Raw genomic sequence first — 16,756 nt, forward strand, 5'->3', positions numbered from 1 at the left:
CTTACAATGATTACAGAATATTTATTTTTTAGACTTGATTTTTGTTTTAGAAAAGGAGGCCTCGTCGATCCATCTGTCCTTTGTGTTGACATCAATCAGGTATAAAATATTATCCTGCATGGTTAATAACAAGGTTTTGGTAACCGGAATGGGAACTTTTTTGTTTTCCAGCAAATCTGCCCGTAAAGAAATGATGTTCTTTTTATTTCTGACAATATCCCCCGAAAATACGTTAGAACTTGTTTCTCCCGTTGCTTTATCGTCGAAAACTTCCACATAAGTCGCTTTATTGCCCTTAATGACGATAAAATCCCTTTCCGTATGGTCTGCTTCATCTTTAATGAAGACAAATTTCTTATTGTCTATGTTTACAGCTTCCAGATTTTGATTGATTCCTTTCCTTTCCTCAAGTCTGGTAAGAATGCCGTTTAGTGAACCGTATTGAGCTTTTAAGCCAAAAGTTGCTCCAAAAAATAACATTCCGATTAAAAATTTTCTCATAATCATGTGTTTATAAAAAAGTTTTGTCAAGACTTTTCATCCTGACAAAACTCAATATTGTTATTAAAATTAAAGATTTCCTCTTCTTTCCTGTTCTCTTTCTAAAGCTTCAAAAAGCGCCTTGAAATTACCTGCTCCGAAACTCTGAGCTCCGTGTCTTTCAATGATTTCGAAGAATAGAGTAGGACGGTCTTCAACCGGTTTTGTGAAGATTTGTAATAAATATCCTTCTTCGTCATGATCAATAAGGATCCCTAATTCCTGAAGTTTTTTAAGGTCTTCGTCGATGTGGCCCACTCTTTCAGGAACCATGTCGTAATAAGCTTCCGGTGGAGCAGAAAGGAATTCTACCCCTCTTTTTTTCAATTCAGTTACGGTGTGAATGATATCTTTTGTTGCAACAGCAATGTGCTGAACGCCTTCACCTTCGTAAAAATCAAGATATTCTTCAACCTGAGATTTCTTTTTACCTTCTGCAGGCTCGTTAATCGGGAACTTTGCGTAACCATTTCCGTTTGACATTACTTTAGACATCAAAGCAGAATATTCTGTGTTGATTTGCTTGTCGTCAAAAGAAAGAATGTTCACAAATCCCATTACTTTTTCGTACCATTCTACAGTTGGAAGCATTCTGTCCCAGTCTACGTTTCCAACGCAGTGGTCAACATATAAAAGTCCGGCTTCTTCAGGATTATAATCGCTTACCCACTTTTCGTAACCAGGCATGAAAGGTCCTGTATAGTTTTTTCTTTCGATAAACATGTGAACAGTCTCTCCGTAAGTATAAATTCCTGACATTCTCACTTCACCGTGCTCATCTGTCAATGTGGTAGGCTCTAAATAAGGTTTTCCACCTCTTTTAGTCGTTTCTTCGAAAGCTGCATAAGCATCATCAACCCAAAGTGCCAAAATTTTAACACCATCACCGTGTTTTTTTACATGCTCATTGATTGGAGAATCAGACTTTAAACCAGTTGTTAAAATCAATCTGATTTTTCCCTGCTGAAGAACGTATGATGCACGGTCTCTCACTCCGGTTTCAGGTCCTGCATACGCAACCGACTGAAAACCGAACGCTGTTTTATAATAATGAGCTGCCTGCTTTGCATTACCCACATAAAACTCGATATAATCTGTACCGTTAATCGGTAAAAAGTTCTCTGCCTGAGCAATTTTTTCGGCAAATGTTAATGTTGACATATTTTCTATTTTTTACTTTTATTTGAGTTGCAAATTACAAAATTCTCTCAAATCTTTAAAATCGAAAACAAACAGTTGTTAGTTAAAGTTTTAATAAAAAACAAAGAGATAATAGATACATCAGTTTTCATCTTGGTTTGAAAATATTTTAGATCACATGAGAGAAAATCAAAGATTTCTGAGGCGATCCAAAAAAAATCTTTGATTTTTATCTTCTGTGCTTTTCTTATGATTAAAGAATATTAAAAAACTGATGTGACTAATGTGTTAAAATCGATGTGTGTTTAATGCTTAAATCTCTCATAAGCCGCCCTTTCCAACATCTCTCTGTCATCAGGATGTGCAATACTGATGAGTTCCTGCGCTCTCTGGCGAAGATTTTTTCCATATAAATACACACTTCCGTATTCTGTAACGACCCAATGAATGTGACCTCTCGTCGTAACAACTCCGGCTCCCTGTTTTAGGAAAGGCACAATTCTCGAAACTCCTTTTTTTGTTCTTGAGGTAATGGCAATAATCGGTTTTCCGTCATCGCTTAAAGCTGCTCCTCTCATGAAATCCATCTGGCCGCCGATTCCGCTGTACTGTGTGGTTCCGATAGAATCGGCACAAACCTGCCCTGTCAAATCAATTTCAATCGCAGAATTGATCGCTACCATTTTATGATTACGCATAATATTAATCGGGAAATTCACGGTACTAACATCATCAAATGAAAATACCGTGTTATCATCCACATAATCGTACAGTTTTCTCGTCCCGAAGCAGAAACTGGTAATGGTCTTATTATCGTTGTAACCTTTGTATTTATTATTGATAACGTCGTTTTGAATTAAATCAATCACACCGTCGCTCAACATTTCGGTGTGAACGCCAAGATCTTTGTGATTTCCTAAACATTTTAAAACCGCATCAGGAATAGTCCCGATTCCCATCTGTAAAGTAGATTTATCATCAATTAATTCTGCAACATTTTTTCCGACCAGCATTTCTTCAGGACCTACTTTTGCGCCGTAATCAACCGTCGGAAGTTCTTCTTCGTGCCAAACCAGTTTGTGTATTCTGCTGATGTGAATCATTCCGTCGCCATGCGTTCTTGGCATCAAAGGATTAACAATCGCAACAATCGTTTGAGCAGTGTCTACCGCAGCTCTTGCAACATCCACGGAAGTACCCAATGTACAGAAACCATGTTTGTCGGGTGGAGAAACCGTAATAAATGCAACATCAAGCGGTAAAATTTTTTTTCTGAAAAGAATCGGGATTTCGCTTAGAAAAACAGGAACAAAATCGCCTCTCTCTGAGTTCACTGCATCTCTTACGGGAGACGAAACGAATAGGGAATTCACGAAAAATTTATCTTTGTATTCTGGTTTGGCAATTTCCACATTTCCCTGTTGGGTGATGGAAACCATTTCCACCTTATCCAATCGGTGCGACTGTCTCGCCAATTCATCAATTAAATAATTCGGAGTACATGCGCTCCCATGAAAAAACACACGATTTCCGCTTTTTACAGTATATACAGCTTCTTCGGCACTTATATAATTGTACATATTGAAAGTTTTATAATTTTCTCTGTCTTAAAGATAAGTTATATTGTTTTTAATACGCCCAATTATCCGAAGATATTTGTCATGTTTTTATTGAAAATTGTGTTTTTGTTGGTGAATCGCAAAAGACGCGAAGTATATTAAATAAAGCATGTTTAAGACGAAAGAATTCTATCTGTGATAAAATTTTAGTACTGGAAAAACTTTGCTGAAAATCTATGATTTTCTTGTGTTTTAAAAGCAATATGAAGAAAAAAAAACTTTGCGCCTTAGCGATTGACCAACAAAAAAGACCGAATGTATTACATTCAGTCTTTCTTATTTTATTTAATTTTTTAAATCAAATATTACTCTTGCGAACGGTCTTCCAAACTAGGATCTTCACTTTCCAGCCAGGAAGTTTTGTACGAAGGATCTTCTACTTTTAAAGCTTCTTCCGTCAATTTTAAAGGTCTGAAAGGATCAACCATAACAGCATATTCTTCAGTGAATTTTTTACCGATGCTTCTTTCCATCGCCCCAGGATGAGGTCCGTGTACGATTCCTCCCGGGTGAAGCGTAAAGTCCATTAAATCAATATGATTACGGCTCATGAAGTCACCTTCTGTATAGAATAAAACCTCATCAGAATCAATATTCGAGTGATTATAAGGTGCAGGAATTGCCTGTGGATGATAATCATACATTCTTGCACAGAACGAACAAACCACAAAATTATGCGCTTCAAAAGTCTGGTGAACGGGCGGTGGTTGGTGAATTCTTCCCGTAATCGGTTCGAAGTTTTTGATATTGAATTTATAAGGATAAAAATATCCGTCCCAACCTACTACATCAAATGGATGCGTTGCATAGATGAAATCTGTGATCTGATTTTCCTTTTTTACTTTAATTAGAAATTCCCCTTTTTCATCTTTAGGCTCAACAAAAGTAGGAGTAATGATATCTCTTTCGCAGAAAGGAGAGTGTTCCAGCAATTGCCCAAATTCGTTTCTGTATCTTTTCGGTGTGTAAATTGGAGAATGACTTTCTACCACAAAGAAAACCGTATCATCAGAATGCAATTCTACCTGATAAATGGTTCCTCTTGGGATAATTAAATAATCACCGACAGAAAACTCTAAATTTCCAACAAAAGTCTTCAAAATTCCGCTTCCGCTGTGAGCATATAAAAGCTCGTCACATTCTGCATTTTTGTAGAAATAATCCATCGATTTTCTTGGCTTCGACAATCCCATTTTCAGGTCATTGTTTACCATCAAAAACTTGCGGCTGTCCATAAAATCATCTTCGGGAGTTACATTCATTCCCTTAAACATTCTTGGAGTTACGTTTTTCTCGACTGCGATTTTCGGTGCTACATCTTTCGGTTCGCCAATCGATTTGATCTGAGTCGGACGATGAATGTGGTACAATAATGAAGAAATTCCATGAAAACCTTCGGTTCCGAAAAGCTGTTCATAGTAAAACTTATCTTCAGGAGATTTGAAAATCGTATGCCTTTTTTGTGGGATATTTCCCGACTGATGATATCTCATTTTACTTTTATATGTTGACTCTCAAATTTAATACTTTTTGGGGAATCATTAAAAACAAAAAAACTTCTGAAGATTTCAGAAGTTTTAATTGATTTTTTTGAGTTAACATTTTAGTTAATACGTTTGCCTTTTTCATCATATTTTTTCGATTTCAGAGGTGTTCCGGCTACAAAACTTGAAGAAACTTCTCTTAGAGTTCCATTCTCGTCATACATTTTCCATTCACCGGTGAAATCATCTTTGTTCACCCCGCCATAAGTTCCTACAGCTTTTAATTTTCCATTTTCATGATAGTATTTCCATTCTCCTATCGGTATCATTTTTCCACCACTCACTATGATTGTAGTTGTATTTGTATTGATGATGTATTTTCCTTCCGATTCTAAATTGCCGTTTTCGTAGTAAAGTTTTTCGGTAATATACTTTCCGTTTGCAGAAAAAGTTCCGATGCTGCTTAATTTTCCATTTTGATAATAGCTTTTTCCTTCACCGATAACTTTTCCATCTTTGTAGTTCGCCACCAGATCTAAATTCCCATTCTCAAAATAAGTTTTCCATTCCCCGTCTTTTAGCCCATTTTTATAGTTTCCTATTTCTTTAGTTTTTTCACTTTCAAAATAGGTTTTCCATTGTCCTGTTTCCTTTCCATCTTTATAGCTTCCTTCTTCTTTCAGCTTTCCATTTGTATAATAAAATTTCCATACTCCTGTTTCCTTTCCGTCTGGTGTCTCATAACCATAAGCAGAAAGTTTTCCGTTATCATGGTATTCTTTTATTTCTTTGTTTTGATTATTACTTACAATATTTTGATTTTCTAGTGGTTTTTTGATGGTTTTTGTAATCGTGCTTAATGTGCCTGCTTTATACTCTTCAATATATGAAGATAAAAGTTTTTCAACTTTGTTGGTGTACTTGTAGGAACTGCTTTTAGCAAAATCGTTTGTCAAATCTGTCTGATAAATGGTGTAGCCTTTTTTTTGGTATTGATCAAGAATGGCTTGCCTTGCATTGAGTACAAATGCGGTGGTAGATTTTACATTTTTATTAAACTGTACTTCCTGATCTCCTATATAATTTGACATTTTTCCATTATAGATGACAGCATAAACTTGTTTTATTTTGGATTTTAAAACAAGCTGATTGCCGTTAAATCCTTCTTTTTCAATCTGCTGAATTTTGTTGTAAATATAAGGTTCCAATACTACAGAAGCAGCATCTCCGAAATTTTCCTTCAATCTGTAAATGTAGCTGGTGATTACGAGTATTTTAGGCTCGTCAGAATTTGGTAATCCAAACTCGGCATAATAAAATTCTGCATATTGCTGATCTTCTGGAACAATTTTCTGGGCTTTTACAATAGATACGTTGGTGAGAAATAAGAGTATTGTTAGTATGTTGATTTGTAGTTTCATAGCTTTAGTTTTTATATAATAAAATTATGAATTTCTACGATAATTTGTACATGTTTTCAATTTTATTGTGATAAAAATTATAAACACATTATAATTAGTTTTTCTATTCTAAAAATAATTGTTAGCTTTGTCTAACAATTTTAATTTCATGAAGCGAATATTATTTTCTGCCCTCTTTTTTTCCGGATATTGTTTTTCACAAGAAACTGATAGTTTGCATCTAAAGCCATCAAAGAAAATGGATTCAGTTAAAATTTCAGATAGAAAAATGAAGACGAAAGATATTGACGATGTTGTGATTACAGGAACCATAAAACCAATCAGTAAATCGAAAAGTCCTGTTGCGGTGGAAATTTACAGCCAGAAATTTTTCCAGAAAAACCCGACTCCGAATATTTTTGAAGCCATTTCTATGGTAAACGGAGTAAAACCTCAGCTGAACTGTTCGGTTTGTAATACGGGAGATATTCACATCAACGGCTTGGAAGGCCCTTATACGATGATTCTGATTGACGGAATGCCAATTGTAAGTTCACTTTCAACCGTTTACGGACTGAGTGGTATTCCAAATAGTCTGGTCGATAGAATTGAAGTCGTAAAAGGTCCGGCTTCATCCATTTACGGTTCTGAAGCGATGGGAGGAGTTATTAATATCATTACTAAAAATGCTTTGACCGCTCCGAAATTAAGTGTTGATCTGATGACCACCACCTGGAGTGAAAATAACCTTGATTTTTCCACAAAATTTAATCTGGGTAAAAATGCCGCTTCCTTATTAAGTTTGAATTATTTCAATTACGAAAAAAGATTTGATTATAATAAAGACAACTTTACGGATGCTGCTTTGCAGAACAGGATTTCCATCTTTAATAAATGGAATTTTCAACGAAAAGAAAACCGACTGGCAAGTTTTGCATTAAGATATTTATATGAAGACCGTTTTGGCGGAGAAATGCAGTGGAATAAATCGTATCGTGGCAGTGATGAGGTCTACGGAGAAAGTATTTATACGAATAGAGTAGAAGCTTTTGGCGTTTATCAATGGCCTTTGAAGGAAAATATAATTACTCAGTTCTCTTACAATTTCCATGATCAGAATTCTTTCTATGGAAATAATCCTTTTGTGGCGACCCAGAAAGTGGCTTTTACACAAACGTATTGGGATAAAAAATTGGGAAAACACGATTTAATTGTAGGAGCGACTTTCAAACGAACTTTTTATGACGACAATACACCCGGAACTCTGTCTTCAGACGGACTCATAAATGAGCCGATGAAGTCACCGATTTTCGGAGCGTTTATTCAGGATCAGTGGGAAATTAACGAGAAAAATACTTTGTTGCTCGGTTACAGATTTGATTATGATAAAATTCATCATACTGTGCATTCACCACGTTTTGCGTGGAAGTTTTCGCCGAATCCTTATCATACATTACATTTCAATTTTGGAACGGGTTTCCGTGTGGTAAATTTATTTACGGAAGATCATGCAGCGTTGACGGGTTCTCGTGAAGTTGTGATTCAATCCAATTTAAAACCAGAAAAATCAATTAACGGAAATTTAAATTATGTCTGGAAAATTCCTGTCGGAGATAAGTTGATTAATTTGGATGCTTCTGCTTTTTACACCTATTTCAGTAATAAAATTGTCGGTGATTTTGATACTGATCCTGAAAAGATCATTTACGATAATCTCCACGGTTATGGAATTTCCAGAGGAGCTTCTCTGAATGTAGATTATAACTTTAGTTTTCCATTGAGTATCAATTTAGGAGTGACATACCTGGATGTTTATCAGAAATTTGATGGTGAAAATGAAAAATCACAGCAGCTTCATGCCCCGAAATGGAGCGGAACTTACAATCTAACGTATAAATTTCCAAGTAATTTAACAATAGATTTTACCGGACAATTTTACGGACCGATGAGGTTACCAGTTTTGCCAAATGATTACCGCTCTGAATATTCTCCGTTTTATTCTTTGGCAAATGTTCAGGTTTCGAAGAGTTTCAAATCGGGATTTGAGGTGTATTGCGGAATCAAAAATCTGTTCAATTTCACACCAAAAGATCCTTTGATGCGCCCCTTTGATCCGTTTGATAAAAATGTGGATGATCCGATTAATAATCCGAAACATTATACTTTTGATACGACTTACGGATATGCGCCGATGCAGAAAATAAGAGGCTTTTTGGGTGTGAAATATACTTTGAAATAATGATTTTACCGCAAAAGAAACAAAAGAAATGATTGGAAAAAAGATTTTAAAAAGTTTACAAAACTTAAATTTCAAACTTTGTTTGCTTTTAATTATCTAAAAAGGTTTCAAAAATCTTTTGTCTCTTTTGTGGTTGAAAAAATATAAAGAATGAAAACTTTAACGATATTTTTATTTTTAATGTTGGTGCCGTGTTTTTGTCTTTCGCAGATAAAGACAGGCACTTTTTCGGACTTGGAAATTGGGCAAAAAGAAAATCCGAAGCCGATTATTATTCATATTTATACGAGTTGGTGTTCGGTTTGCAAGATTGAGTCCTTTGAATTAAATAAAGATAAAGAATTAGCTCAGTTGATTAATGACAATTTTTACTTCATCAATTTTGAAGCGGAAAAAACAAAAGAGAAAATCCGTTTTCAGGGAAAAGAATTTGAGTACTTATCGAATGGGAATTCCGGAATTCATGAGTTGGTTCTGGCGTTGTCTAAAAATAAAAAACAGCCTGTTTATCCGTTGTGGATTATTTTGGATAAAAATCAGAATTTGATTGAATATCATGAAGGGATATTTAAAGCTGAGGAAATAAAACGGAGACTTAATGCGATTTTAAATTTTTAATTTTAGTGGATTTCGCAGATCTTTTTTTAATCTTTAGTTTTTTAATTTATTCCCCTAAAGTTGTAAATATTTTTCAAATACTTAGATGGATGACTTAAATCTTAGCCCCGATTGAGCGGTATGTTTAAGCTCTTTTCCTGATTAGGCTCGGCGGCGAAGCCGCCGAGCCTAATCAGGAAAAAGCGAGTCGCGAAAGAGGGAATTGCTTCTAAAAAAATATAACATCAGCATCTACGTAATCCTCAAAATCTACGGGGATATAATAAAATACTATTTCAAAAGCACCGCACCAATCGCCAAAATCGCCGGCAAAGCCTGAACGAAAAAGATTTTCTTTGTCGCAGAAACAGCACCGTAAATTCCTGCCACAGCAACACATCCCAGGAAGAATAGAGCGATATTCGTTTGCCATTTCTCATCTTCAATCAGGAAGGACCATACTAATCCGGCTGATAAGAACCCGTTATACAATCCCTGATTGGCTGCTAAACCTTTGGTTGGTTTAAATAGTTCAGCAGGTAACGCAGATTTAAAAACTTCTTTTCCTTTGGTTTCCCATGCAAACATTTCCATCCAGAGAATATAAAGATGTTCGATGGCTACAGCAGCAATTAAAATTTTGGCAACGATTTCCATGATTTACTGTTTTGTCATTGTAAAACTAAAAAAATAAAGTTAAGTTTGAATACTCAATTTCAAAAATGGAAACTTTCAAGGCACATTTAGACAAATTTATAACGATCAGTGACGAAGAATTTACTTCGGTGTTATCTTTTTTTGAGGTTAGAGAGGTTAAAAAAAAGCAGGATTTGATACTAAGCCAGGAAGTTTGCAGATCAATGTTTTTTGTGGTAAAAGGTTGTCTGAGAAAATTTTTCGTTAATGAAAAGGGAGTAGAACAAACTACTGAATTTGCAATAGAAAACTGGTGGATGACCGATACTTTTGCTTATGAAAGGCAGATCAAGACTGATTTTTGTATTCAGGCGGTTGAAAAATCGATCATCTTAGAAATAAATCTTCAGACCCAGGAAGAATTACTGAAAAAACATCCGGTGATGGAGCGTTATTTCAGAATGATTTATCAGAGAGCTTATGCAGCTTCTGAAAGGCGAATTCGCTATCTTTATGAAATGACCAGAGAAGAATTGTATATCAATTTCAGTACATTATATCCTTGGTTTATTCAGAGAATCCCGCAATATTTGATTGCTTCCTTTTTAGGTTTCACTCCGGAATATTTAAGTGAAATACGGGCAAAATTACGTTCTTAAACCAGTTTAAGATTTTTAAGATTCTATATGCTGAACTTTGTCATGTAATTAAAAGCAAACATCATGGCACAAGAAAAAGTTCAGTATCCGCAATTATTTTTAAGACTTGCCATTTCAGCTACGATGCTTTCTGCCGTTGCAGACCGGTTCGGATTTTGGGGTGAAAATTCTGCCTGGGGAAACTGGGGGAATTTCGAAAAATATACGGAACAGCTTACCTATTTTCTTCCTGAAAGCTTAAGTACTTTTTCTGCATACACCGCAACTTTTTTGGAAATCCTTTTTTCTTTGATGTTGATTTTAGGTTTCAAAACCAGATTAGCAGCTTATGGAACAGGATTTTTATTGCTGACTTTTGCCTTATCGATGACGATCGCTTTAGGGGCAAAAGCTCCTTTAGATTATTCGGTCTGGATTGGAAGTGCGGCTGCATTTCTTTTAGCATCACAACAAAATTATAATTATTCACTAGATACATTAACTAAAAAAAATTAAGTATTATGAGCGCAAGATTCAACTGGACAACGCTTCACCCTGCAGCTTACAAAGCGGGAATAGGAATAGAAATGGCTCTTCAGAACAGCTTTTTAGATCCGATTCAGAAAGAATTAATTAAAATCAGATCTTCACAGATCAACGGATGTGCGTTCTGTCTGGATATGCATACCAAAGATGCCCTGAAGCATGGTGAAACTCCACAGAGAATTTTTATTCTGAATGCCTGGAGAGACGCGAAAGAATTTTTTACGGAAGAAGAGCAGGTTATTTTGATGATTACAGAGGAAATTACGCTGATCAACCAGAAAGGACTGACAGAAGAAACGTATGAAAAAGCAAAGAAGCTGTTCGATGAAACCCAGATTTCTCAAATCATTATGGCGGCAGTTGCGATCAATATGTGGAACAGAATTGCAAAAGCTTCCCACATGGAAATCGGGAAATAATTCTGGTCAAAATTAATTAACGATAAAAAGAAATTCTTAACAAAACAAATTCACAAAAATATACGATTATGAGTGCAAGATTCAACATGGCAACGACAAACGCTGCCTCTTATAAAGCGGGAATTGGAATGGAAACTGCTCTTCAGGATAGTTTTTTAAGCCCGATTCAAAAAGAATTAATTAAAATCAGAACTTCACAGATCAATGGCTGTGCCTTCTGTCTCGATATGCATACCAAAGATGCTCTGAAATATGGTGAAACTCCCCAAAGAATTTTTCTTCTGAATGCATGGAGAGATTCGAAAGAACTGTTCAGCCTTGAAGAGCAGATTATTTTAACGATTGCTGAAGAAATTACCTTAATCAGTGATAAAGGGCTTTCGGAAGAAACGTATCAGCAGGCCAAAGGAATTTTCAACGAAAAACAGCTGGTGGATATTATCATGGCAGCCATTTCTATCAATATGTGGAACAGAATTGCAATTTCAACGCACATGCCGATCGGTAAATAAATCTGTTATTTGTTTAAAAAGTTATTTACGCAAAGCGCCTCTCAATATGGAGAAGCGCTTTGTTATTTTTGGCAGTTTAGCTGCAAGACATTAGCATTTAAAGGCTGTTCAACTTTCCGTTCTAATTTTTGGTCATTAACGTTGATGTAAATTTCCATCGAGCCCGTTCCAACGCGAAGAGACAAAATATGTCCGCCATATGCATTGAATTTATCGTCCGTCGCAACACCGTGAACATGGATGGATGGGTCTTGATCATTCCAGGCAATCGAACCGGTAAGGCTGCCCATCTCTACTTTATTAAAAGTTTTGGGATCGAATTTTTTAGCATTAAAATCATAAAATCCAAAAGTGACATCCGAAGCAAAACCGATTCCTGTAAAACTTGCAGAAGGAATTTTTTCGGATTTTGCTAAATTTTCAATGTTGGCAATCACATCATCACCTTGCCGAAGAACCATTAAATAGCCTGTCGGAGTTTTGATGTAGCGGCAGTTATCTTTTTGTTGTGCTGTTAAATTGTTCATTATCAGAATTATTAAGACGATAAAAATGTTTTTCAATACATTCATAATCAATGATATTTAAATTAAATAATGAAAATTTTGCACCAAGTTGATGATCCTAAATTTCTTTTAAAGAAGAATTAATAAAATTAAATTCTTCCTGAGATAAATCGAAAGACATTGCCTTGGCATTTTCAATGGCTTGCTGAGCGTTTCTTGCTCCTGCTAAAACAACTGTAATCGCTGGCTGCAAAGTAGTCCAACGTAAAACGAGTTGAGAAAGACTCACTCCTTTTTCCTGAGCAATCGGTTCAATTTTATCTAAAAAATTTTTTACTTTATTTAAATCAAACTGCGAAAAATATCCGTTTCTGTGATCATTTTCTTTGAGTTTATTATCTTTAAAATATTTTCCGGTCAATAATCCTCTTTCCATCGGACTGTATACGATAATTCCTGAATTATTTTCCAAAGAATAAGGAACCAGATCATTTTCAATCGCACGGTTCAGCATACTGTATGAAACCTGATTGCTCGATAGTTTTACCGTTTTATTCGCTTCTTCCATTTGTTGAACAGAATAATTGCTCACACCTGCTGTTCTTATTTTTCCCTGTTTAATCAACAATTCCAAAGCTTCCATCGTTTCATTGATTGGCGTTGTGGAATCCGGCCAGTGCAATTGCAAAAGATCGATATAATCTGTTCCCAATCTTTTTAAGCTTTCCTCGACTTCCTTGATGATATTTTCCTTGGAAGCAAATTTATAAACCGGAATTTTTTTACCATTTTCCTCTGCATCAAAGAAAAATTCTCCTTTCCCGTCATTACTTCCGTCCCAAACCAGCCCAAATTTTGTCAGCAGCTGAATTTTCGAGCGGTCCTTTCCTTTAATGGCTTCTCCGATCATTTCTTCACTCAATCCGAACCCGTAAAATGGTGCGGTATCAATGGATGTTACCCCGTGATCCAAAGATGCGTGAATTGAATTGACAGAATCCTGTTTTTCATTTCCGCCCCACATATTTCCACCGATGGCAAAGGCTCCGTGAGTAATCACTGAAAGTTCCAGATCGGTGTTTCCTAATTTTCTATATTCCATTTTGTTTTAATTTATTTAACCATAAAAGTCACAAAAAGTTTAATTTTTTAAGCTTACACTATGAAAAACATAAGATCACATAAGAAGAAATTCAAAGATTTTTAGAAAACTTTATGCTCTAGTCAAAAGAATAATTTTAACTTTTTATGATTGAATTATGAGTGTCTTTTGTGACTTTTGTGGTTGAAAATTTTATTTGTTCAATTCTTTTAAAATAGCCTCACCAACACTTTTTGCCGATTGAGGATTTTGTCCGGTGATCACTCTTTGGTCACTCACGACATGATTCTGCCAAAGCCCCGATTTTTCAAATTTTGCCCCTCTTTCTTTCAGTTTATCTTCCAGAAGGAAAGGAACAACCTTCGTTAATTTCACTTCAGCTTCCTCTTCATTGGTAAAGGCATTGATTTTTTTACCGTCTACCAAATATTTACCGTTATTCAGTTTAATATTCACCAAACCTGCCGGACCGTGACAAACTCCGGCAACAATTCCTCCGTTTTCGTAAATTTTTGAAGCAATGGTTGATAGTTGTGTATTGTCTGCAAAATCCCACATCGCACCATGACCTCCGGCATAAAATATAGTAGAGTAGTCATTTGGATTAACTTCTGAAGGTTTTAAAGAATGATCGATTTTATTTTTATATTCTTTATTTTCCCAGAATTCTTTGTTGACAGGATCTTTCAAATCAAAACCGTCAACAGGTGGAGTTCCGCCTTTCGGGCTTACAAAATCGATTTCGTAGCCTGCTTTGTGAAGAACTTCCCAGGGATGCGAAACCTCGCCAAGATAATATCCTGTTTCCTCGCCGGTGTCACCTTTTTTGTCATGGCTCGTCACGACGAATAAAATTTTCTTGTTCATATTTTTAGATTTTTTGGTTTGTGCCTGAATAAATCCTATCGTGAAGATTGTCAGTAATAAAAATGCTATTTTTTTCATATTTAATAATTTTCTAACCATTAAGGTTTATTTAAGGAATTTAGAGTATTAAGAATTAGCGATGCTTTAAGTGGTATGCCTAAAAGAATCTATTGATTTTTCTTAATATATCTTAACTTCTTAATTTTCTTAATGGTTTAATGTTAAATAATTTCAGTTAAATAAATCTGCGGTTTTTCCTGTAGTTTTTCATCAATCAAAGCTCCGAAAGCCTGAATGTAAGGCTGTTGATTGTGTTGCTCCAAACCATCTTTGCTTTTCCAGATTTCATAGAAAACAAATTGATTTTTATCTTCAATGCCCTGGTGAAGCGTGTATAATTCGTTGGCTTCTTCCTTCACGGTTTCTTTTACCATATTTTGAAGAACTTCCAAAACTTCTGTTCTGTGCTCTTCTTTTGCTTTGATAATGGCTGTTAAATAAATTTTCATTAGACTAATTGTGGTTTTAATTCTTTTTCAAAAACATTTGTTAAATGTTCTCTGTATAATTTCATATCCCGTTCAATATTGGCGTTTTTCTCTACATCATGAAAGTGGAAACTTTCCATTTTTTCTAATGAGACGAAGGCATTCATTCTGTGAAAACCAAATAGTGGTCCGTTATCCACACTTGTTTCGTTGAAGAATTCTCCTGGAAGCGTGAAAGCCGTTTCAGGAGCGTTCCAGCTTGTAGTCAACATATATTTTCTGCCTTTCAGCATTCCTCCTGTTCCGTAATTGATTTTAGGATTTTCCGCAGTTCTGCCGTCACTCATATAAATTCCTTTGGCATGACCGGCGGTGAAAACTTCATCAATATATTTTTTCAATCCGTTTGGTAATTGAAACCACCAGATTGGAGTGTGATAAATAATGTAATCTGCCCAAACAAACTTCTGAACTTCTTCGTGTCTGTCATAGGTGTCGCTTACGTTGGTAATTTTTACCTCTACATTTTCGAAGCTTTTCAAGACTTCCAATGTATTTTCTGCAATTGTCTGATTATACTTTCCTCCGGAATGTCCGAAATTTTGTCCGCCGTTGATGATTAATACTTTTTTCATTGTTGTATGATGTTAAATTTTACGATGCAAAGTTATAACCGTAGATTGTATAATAAAAATAATATGAATTATAGTTAGTTATCAGAATAGTGATAATTAAATTTTATTAAATAGAAAAAGCTGTCTCATAATTGAAACAGCTTGTAGATTTTCTTTTATTAAATCCGTTGTCCATTTTGATTTGTTTTTCGTCAATTTGAGTAGATTATTGAAAAAAATCGTATCGAAAGTTTTTAATTTTGAAGATCAATTTGTTCTTAATACATTTTTTCTTCACCTTGTTACGAAAAAACACTAAAACTGACGGATCTAATAACAAAATTTCGCAAAATGTACAACGGGTGTTATTAAATATTATTTTACATCTTTCGAAGCTTTGATGATAACATCAGCAACCTCCTGCGGATGGGAAATAAAGACTGCATGACTTCCTTTGATCTCAGTGATTTTAGCGTTTCCTTTTTTATACATTTTACGCTGGATAGAAGGTAATATCGCTTCGTCCTGAGTGGCTACAATTCCGTAGGACGGCTTTGTTTTCCAAGGAGCTTTGGTTACTTTTGCATCCAATGCTGCTGCTGCGAAACGGCCTTGCGAAGCATACATGAAATCTGTCTGTTCTTTCGGAAGATCTGCAGCAAATCCATCATGAAATTTATCTTTGTCATAATAAAGAATTCCTTTTTCGTCGGCGGGTAAAATCCCGTTTTTAGGAGAACCGGGTTCTGTTTTTGCCCAATCCAGTGCAGATTCTCCTTTGTCTAACTGGAATGCGGCTACATAAATCAGTGCTGCAACATTGGGGTGATCCCCGGCTTCGGTAATAACACTGCCGCCGTAGGAATGTCCAACTAATAAGGTTGGCCCATCTTGTCTGTCGAGTGCAGCTTTTGTCGCATCCACATCATCTGCTAAAGAACTTAGAGGATTTTGAACAACCGTAACATTGTATCCTTTTTTATTCAGAATATCATAGATTCCTCTATAACCGGATCCGTCTACGAAAGCACCATGTACCAATACTACATTTTTGATTACTTTTTGTGATTGCGCAGAAACATTTGAAACGGTTATTGCTAAAATAAATAATATGGATAAAATTGATCCAAGCGATTTTAAAACTGATGATTTTTTCATTATGTTGAATTTAAGATTGTTATTGTTAAAATTCTATGGCAAAGATATAGAGGTCAGTGTTTTGAAAAAATACATAAAAGTTCGTATTTATTGTACTTTTTTCCTTTCTGTATTTTTTTGAAACATGTAACACGTGACTTAATATTTTTTAATTATTATAATGATGATTATTTTATAATTTTGCATTAGAAATATAATGAATGAGCGATGAATTTTCTGCAAATTAAAACAGAAGCTTTAATGCAAATTCG

18 protein-coding genes are annotated in these 16,756 nt (G+C 35.2%); 6 read left to right on the top strand and 12 right to left on the bottom strand.

The window, feature by feature from the left end; translation table 11 throughout:
- Positions 1-21 precede the first annotated feature (21 nt).
- The 5 genes from BUA89_RS00325 to BUA89_RS00345 form a co-directional block, all read right to left on the bottom strand.
- Positions 22-501 carry a hypothetical protein gene (locus BUA89_RS00325; RefSeq protein WP_072952637.1) on the bottom strand — a complete coding sequence of 160 codons (480 nt, stop codon included), beginning with the start codon at positions 499-501 and terminating at the stop codon, positions 22-24.
- A 69-nt stretch (positions 502-570) separates the two neighbouring features.
- Entirely contained in the window at positions 571-1,701 is a 1,131-nt protein-coding gene (gene hppD, locus BUA89_RS00330) for a 4-hydroxyphenylpyruvate dioxygenase (protein ID WP_072952638.1), read from the bottom strand.
- Between the two features lie 284 nt (positions 1,702-1,985).
- Positions 1,986-3,260 (bottom strand): acetyl-CoA hydrolase/transferase family protein, encoded by a 1,275-nt coding sequence (locus BUA89_RS00335; RefSeq protein ID WP_072952639.1) that lies wholly within the window; start codon positions 3,258-3,260, stop codon positions 1,986-1,988.
- Positions 3,261-3,604: 344 nt separating this feature from the next.
- Positions 3,605-4,792 (bottom strand): homogentisate 1,2-dioxygenase, encoded by a 1,188-nt coding sequence (locus tag BUA89_RS00340; protein ID WP_072952640.1) that lies wholly within the window; start codon positions 4,790-4,792, stop codon positions 3,605-3,607.
- A gap of 110 nt (positions 4,793-4,902) precedes the next feature.
- Positions 4,903-6,204: a toxin-antitoxin system YwqK family antitoxin gene (locus BUA89_RS00345; protein ID WP_072952641.1), complete on the bottom strand. Its 1,302-nt coding sequence runs from the start codon at positions 6,202-6,204 to the stop codon at positions 4,903-4,905.
- A 148-nt stretch (positions 6,205-6,352) separates the two neighbouring features.
- On the opposite strand from BUA89_RS00345, the gene BUA89_RS00350 reads away from it, so the two are divergent.
- Together BUA89_RS00350 and BUA89_RS00355 are read left to right on the top strand one after the other, a co-directional pair.
- Positions 6,353-8,422 (top strand): TonB-dependent receptor plug domain-containing protein, encoded by a 2,070-nt coding sequence (locus BUA89_RS00350; protein WP_083531558.1) that lies wholly within the window; start codon positions 6,353-6,355, stop codon positions 8,420-8,422.
- A gap of 150 nt (positions 8,423-8,572) precedes the next feature.
- Positions 8,573-9,040, top strand: coding sequence for a thioredoxin family protein (locus BUA89_RS00355; protein ID WP_072952643.1), 468 nt, complete (start codon positions 8,573-8,575; stop codon positions 9,038-9,040).
- Positions 9,041-9,310: 270 nt separating this feature from the next.
- Here the strand turns inward: BUA89_RS00355 and BUA89_RS00360 are convergent, their stop codons facing one another.
- On the bottom strand, positions 9,311-9,676 hold the full coding sequence (locus BUA89_RS00360; RefSeq protein WP_072952644.1) for a DUF1304 domain-containing protein: 366 nt from the start codon (positions 9,674-9,676) through the stop codon (positions 9,311-9,313).
- A gap of 65 nt (positions 9,677-9,741) precedes the next feature.
- On the opposite strand from BUA89_RS00360, the gene BUA89_RS00365 reads away from it, so the two are divergent.
- The 4 genes from BUA89_RS00365 to BUA89_RS00380 all read left to right on the top strand — a co-directional run bounded on the left by BUA89_RS00365 (position 9,742) and on the right by BUA89_RS00380 (position 11,770).
- A complete protein-coding gene (locus tag BUA89_RS00365) occupies positions 9,742-10,314 on the top strand; it encodes a Crp/Fnr family transcriptional regulator (RefSeq protein ID WP_072952645.1) in 573 nt (190 codons plus the stop codon).
- Positions 10,315-10,377: 63 nt separating this feature from the next.
- Entirely contained in the window at positions 10,378-10,809 is a 432-nt protein-coding gene (locus BUA89_RS00370; RefSeq protein ID WP_072952646.1) for a DoxX family protein, read from the top strand.
- 5 nt (positions 10,810-10,814) lie between these two features.
- On the top strand, positions 10,815-11,258 hold the full coding sequence (locus BUA89_RS00375) for a carboxymuconolactone decarboxylase family protein (RefSeq protein ID WP_072952647.1): 444 nt from the start codon (positions 10,815-10,817) through the stop codon (positions 11,256-11,258).
- Positions 11,259-11,326: 68 nt separating this feature from the next.
- Positions 11,327-11,770: a carboxymuconolactone decarboxylase family protein gene (locus tag BUA89_RS00380; protein ID WP_072952648.1), complete on the top strand. Its 444-nt coding sequence runs from the start codon at positions 11,327-11,329 to the stop codon at positions 11,768-11,770.
- A gap of 62 nt (positions 11,771-11,832) precedes the next feature.
- Here the strand turns inward: BUA89_RS00380 and BUA89_RS00385 are convergent, their stop codons facing one another.
- The 6 genes from BUA89_RS00385 to BUA89_RS00410 form a co-directional block, all read right to left on the bottom strand.
- Complete coding sequence (locus BUA89_RS00385; protein ID WP_228420501.1) at positions 11,833-12,297, bottom strand: PPC domain-containing DNA-binding protein; 465 nt, start codon at positions 12,295-12,297, stop codon at positions 11,833-11,835.
- Between the two features lie 97 nt (positions 12,298-12,394).
- Complete coding sequence (locus BUA89_RS00390; protein WP_072952650.1) at positions 12,395-13,378, bottom strand: aldo/keto reductase; 984 nt, start codon at positions 13,376-13,378, stop codon at positions 12,395-12,397.
- A 192-nt stretch (positions 13,379-13,570) separates the two neighbouring features.
- Positions 13,571-14,323, bottom strand: coding sequence for a type 1 glutamine amidotransferase domain-containing protein (locus BUA89_RS00395; RefSeq protein WP_228420502.1), 753 nt, complete (start codon positions 14,321-14,323; stop codon positions 13,571-13,573).
- A 143-nt stretch (positions 14,324-14,466) separates the two neighbouring features.
- A complete protein-coding gene (locus BUA89_RS00400) occupies positions 14,467-14,754 on the bottom strand; it encodes a putative quinol monooxygenase (RefSeq protein ID WP_072952651.1) in 288 nt (95 codons plus the stop codon).
- On the bottom strand, positions 14,754-15,368 hold the full coding sequence (locus tag BUA89_RS00405; RefSeq protein ID WP_072952652.1) for an NAD(P)H-dependent oxidoreductase: 615 nt from the start codon (positions 15,366-15,368) through the stop codon (positions 14,754-14,756). The genes BUA89_RS00400 and BUA89_RS00405 overlap by 1 nt, the downstream gene beginning before the upstream one ends.
- A 354-nt stretch (positions 15,369-15,722) precedes the next feature.
- Positions 15,723-16,505, bottom strand: a complete 783-nt coding sequence (locus tag BUA89_RS00410; RefSeq protein WP_072952653.1) for an alpha/beta hydrolase — start codon at positions 16,503-16,505, stop codon at positions 15,723-15,725.
- Positions 16,506-16,756 lie beyond the last annotated feature (251 nt).

The sequence above is a fragment of the Chryseobacterium arachidis genome (assembly GCF_900129245.1).
Classification (GTDB): Bacteria; Bacteroidota; Bacteroidia; order Flavobacteriales; family Weeksellaceae; genus Chryseobacterium; species Chryseobacterium arachidis.

Bases quoted from the DNA above. Each gene is read 5' to 3' on its own strand.
- BUA89_RS00325 (WP_072952637.1), bottom strand. From the start codon at position 501: ATGAGAAAATTTTTAATCGGAATGTTATTTTTTGGAGCAACTTTTGGC.
- hppD (WP_072952638.1), bottom strand. From the start codon at position 1,701: ATGTCAACATTAACATTTGCCGAAAAAATTGCTCAGGCAGAGAACTTT.
- BUA89_RS00335 (WP_072952639.1), bottom strand. From the start codon at position 3,260: ATGTACAATTATATAAGTGCCGAAGAAGCTGTATATACTGTAAAAAGC.
- BUA89_RS00340 (WP_072952640.1), bottom strand. From the start codon at position 4,792: ATGAGATATCATCAGTCGGGAAATATCCCACAAAAAAGGCATACGATT.
- BUA89_RS00345 (WP_072952641.1), bottom strand. From the start codon at position 6,204: ATGAAACTACAAATCAACATACTAACAATACTCTTATTTCTCACCAAC.
- BUA89_RS00350 (WP_083531558.1), top strand. From the start codon at position 6,353: ATGAAGCGAATATTATTTTCTGCCCTCTTTTTTTCCGGATATTGTTTT.
- BUA89_RS00355 (WP_072952643.1), top strand. From the start codon at position 8,573: ATGAAAACTTTAACGATATTTTTATTTTTAATGTTGGTGCCGTGTTTT.
- BUA89_RS00360 (WP_072952644.1), bottom strand. From the start codon at position 9,676: ATGGAAATCGTTGCCAAAATTTTAATTGCTGCTGTAGCCATCGAACAT.
- BUA89_RS00365 (WP_072952645.1), top strand. From the start codon at position 9,742: ATGGAAACTTTCAAGGCACATTTAGACAAATTTATAACGATCAGTGAC.
- BUA89_RS00370 (WP_072952646.1), top strand. From the start codon at position 10,378: ATGGCACAAGAAAAAGTTCAGTATCCGCAATTATTTTTAAGACTTGCC.
- BUA89_RS00375 (WP_072952647.1), top strand. From the start codon at position 10,815: ATGAGCGCAAGATTCAACTGGACAACGCTTCACCCTGCAGCTTACAAA.
- BUA89_RS00380 (WP_072952648.1), top strand. From the start codon at position 11,327: ATGAGTGCAAGATTCAACATGGCAACGACAAACGCTGCCTCTTATAAA.
- BUA89_RS00385 (WP_228420501.1), bottom strand. From the start codon at position 12,297: ATGAACAATTTAACAGCACAACAAAAAGATAACTGCCGCTACATCAAA.
- BUA89_RS00390 (WP_072952650.1), bottom strand. From the start codon at position 13,378: ATGGAATATAGAAAATTAGGAAACACCGATCTGGAACTTTCAGTGATT.
- BUA89_RS00395 (WP_228420502.1), bottom strand. From the start codon at position 14,323: ATGAAAAAAATAGCATTTTTATTACTGACAATCTTCACGATAGGATTT.
- BUA89_RS00400 (WP_072952651.1), bottom strand. From the start codon at position 14,754: ATGAAAATTTATTTAACAGCCATTATCAAAGCAAAAGAAGAGCACAGA.
- BUA89_RS00405 (WP_072952652.1), bottom strand. From the start codon at position 15,368: ATGAAAAAAGTATTAATCATCAACGGCGGACAAAATTTCGGACATTCC.
- BUA89_RS00410 (WP_072952653.1), bottom strand. From the start codon at position 16,505: ATGAAAAAATCATCAGTTTTAAAATCGCTTGGATCAATTTTATCCATA.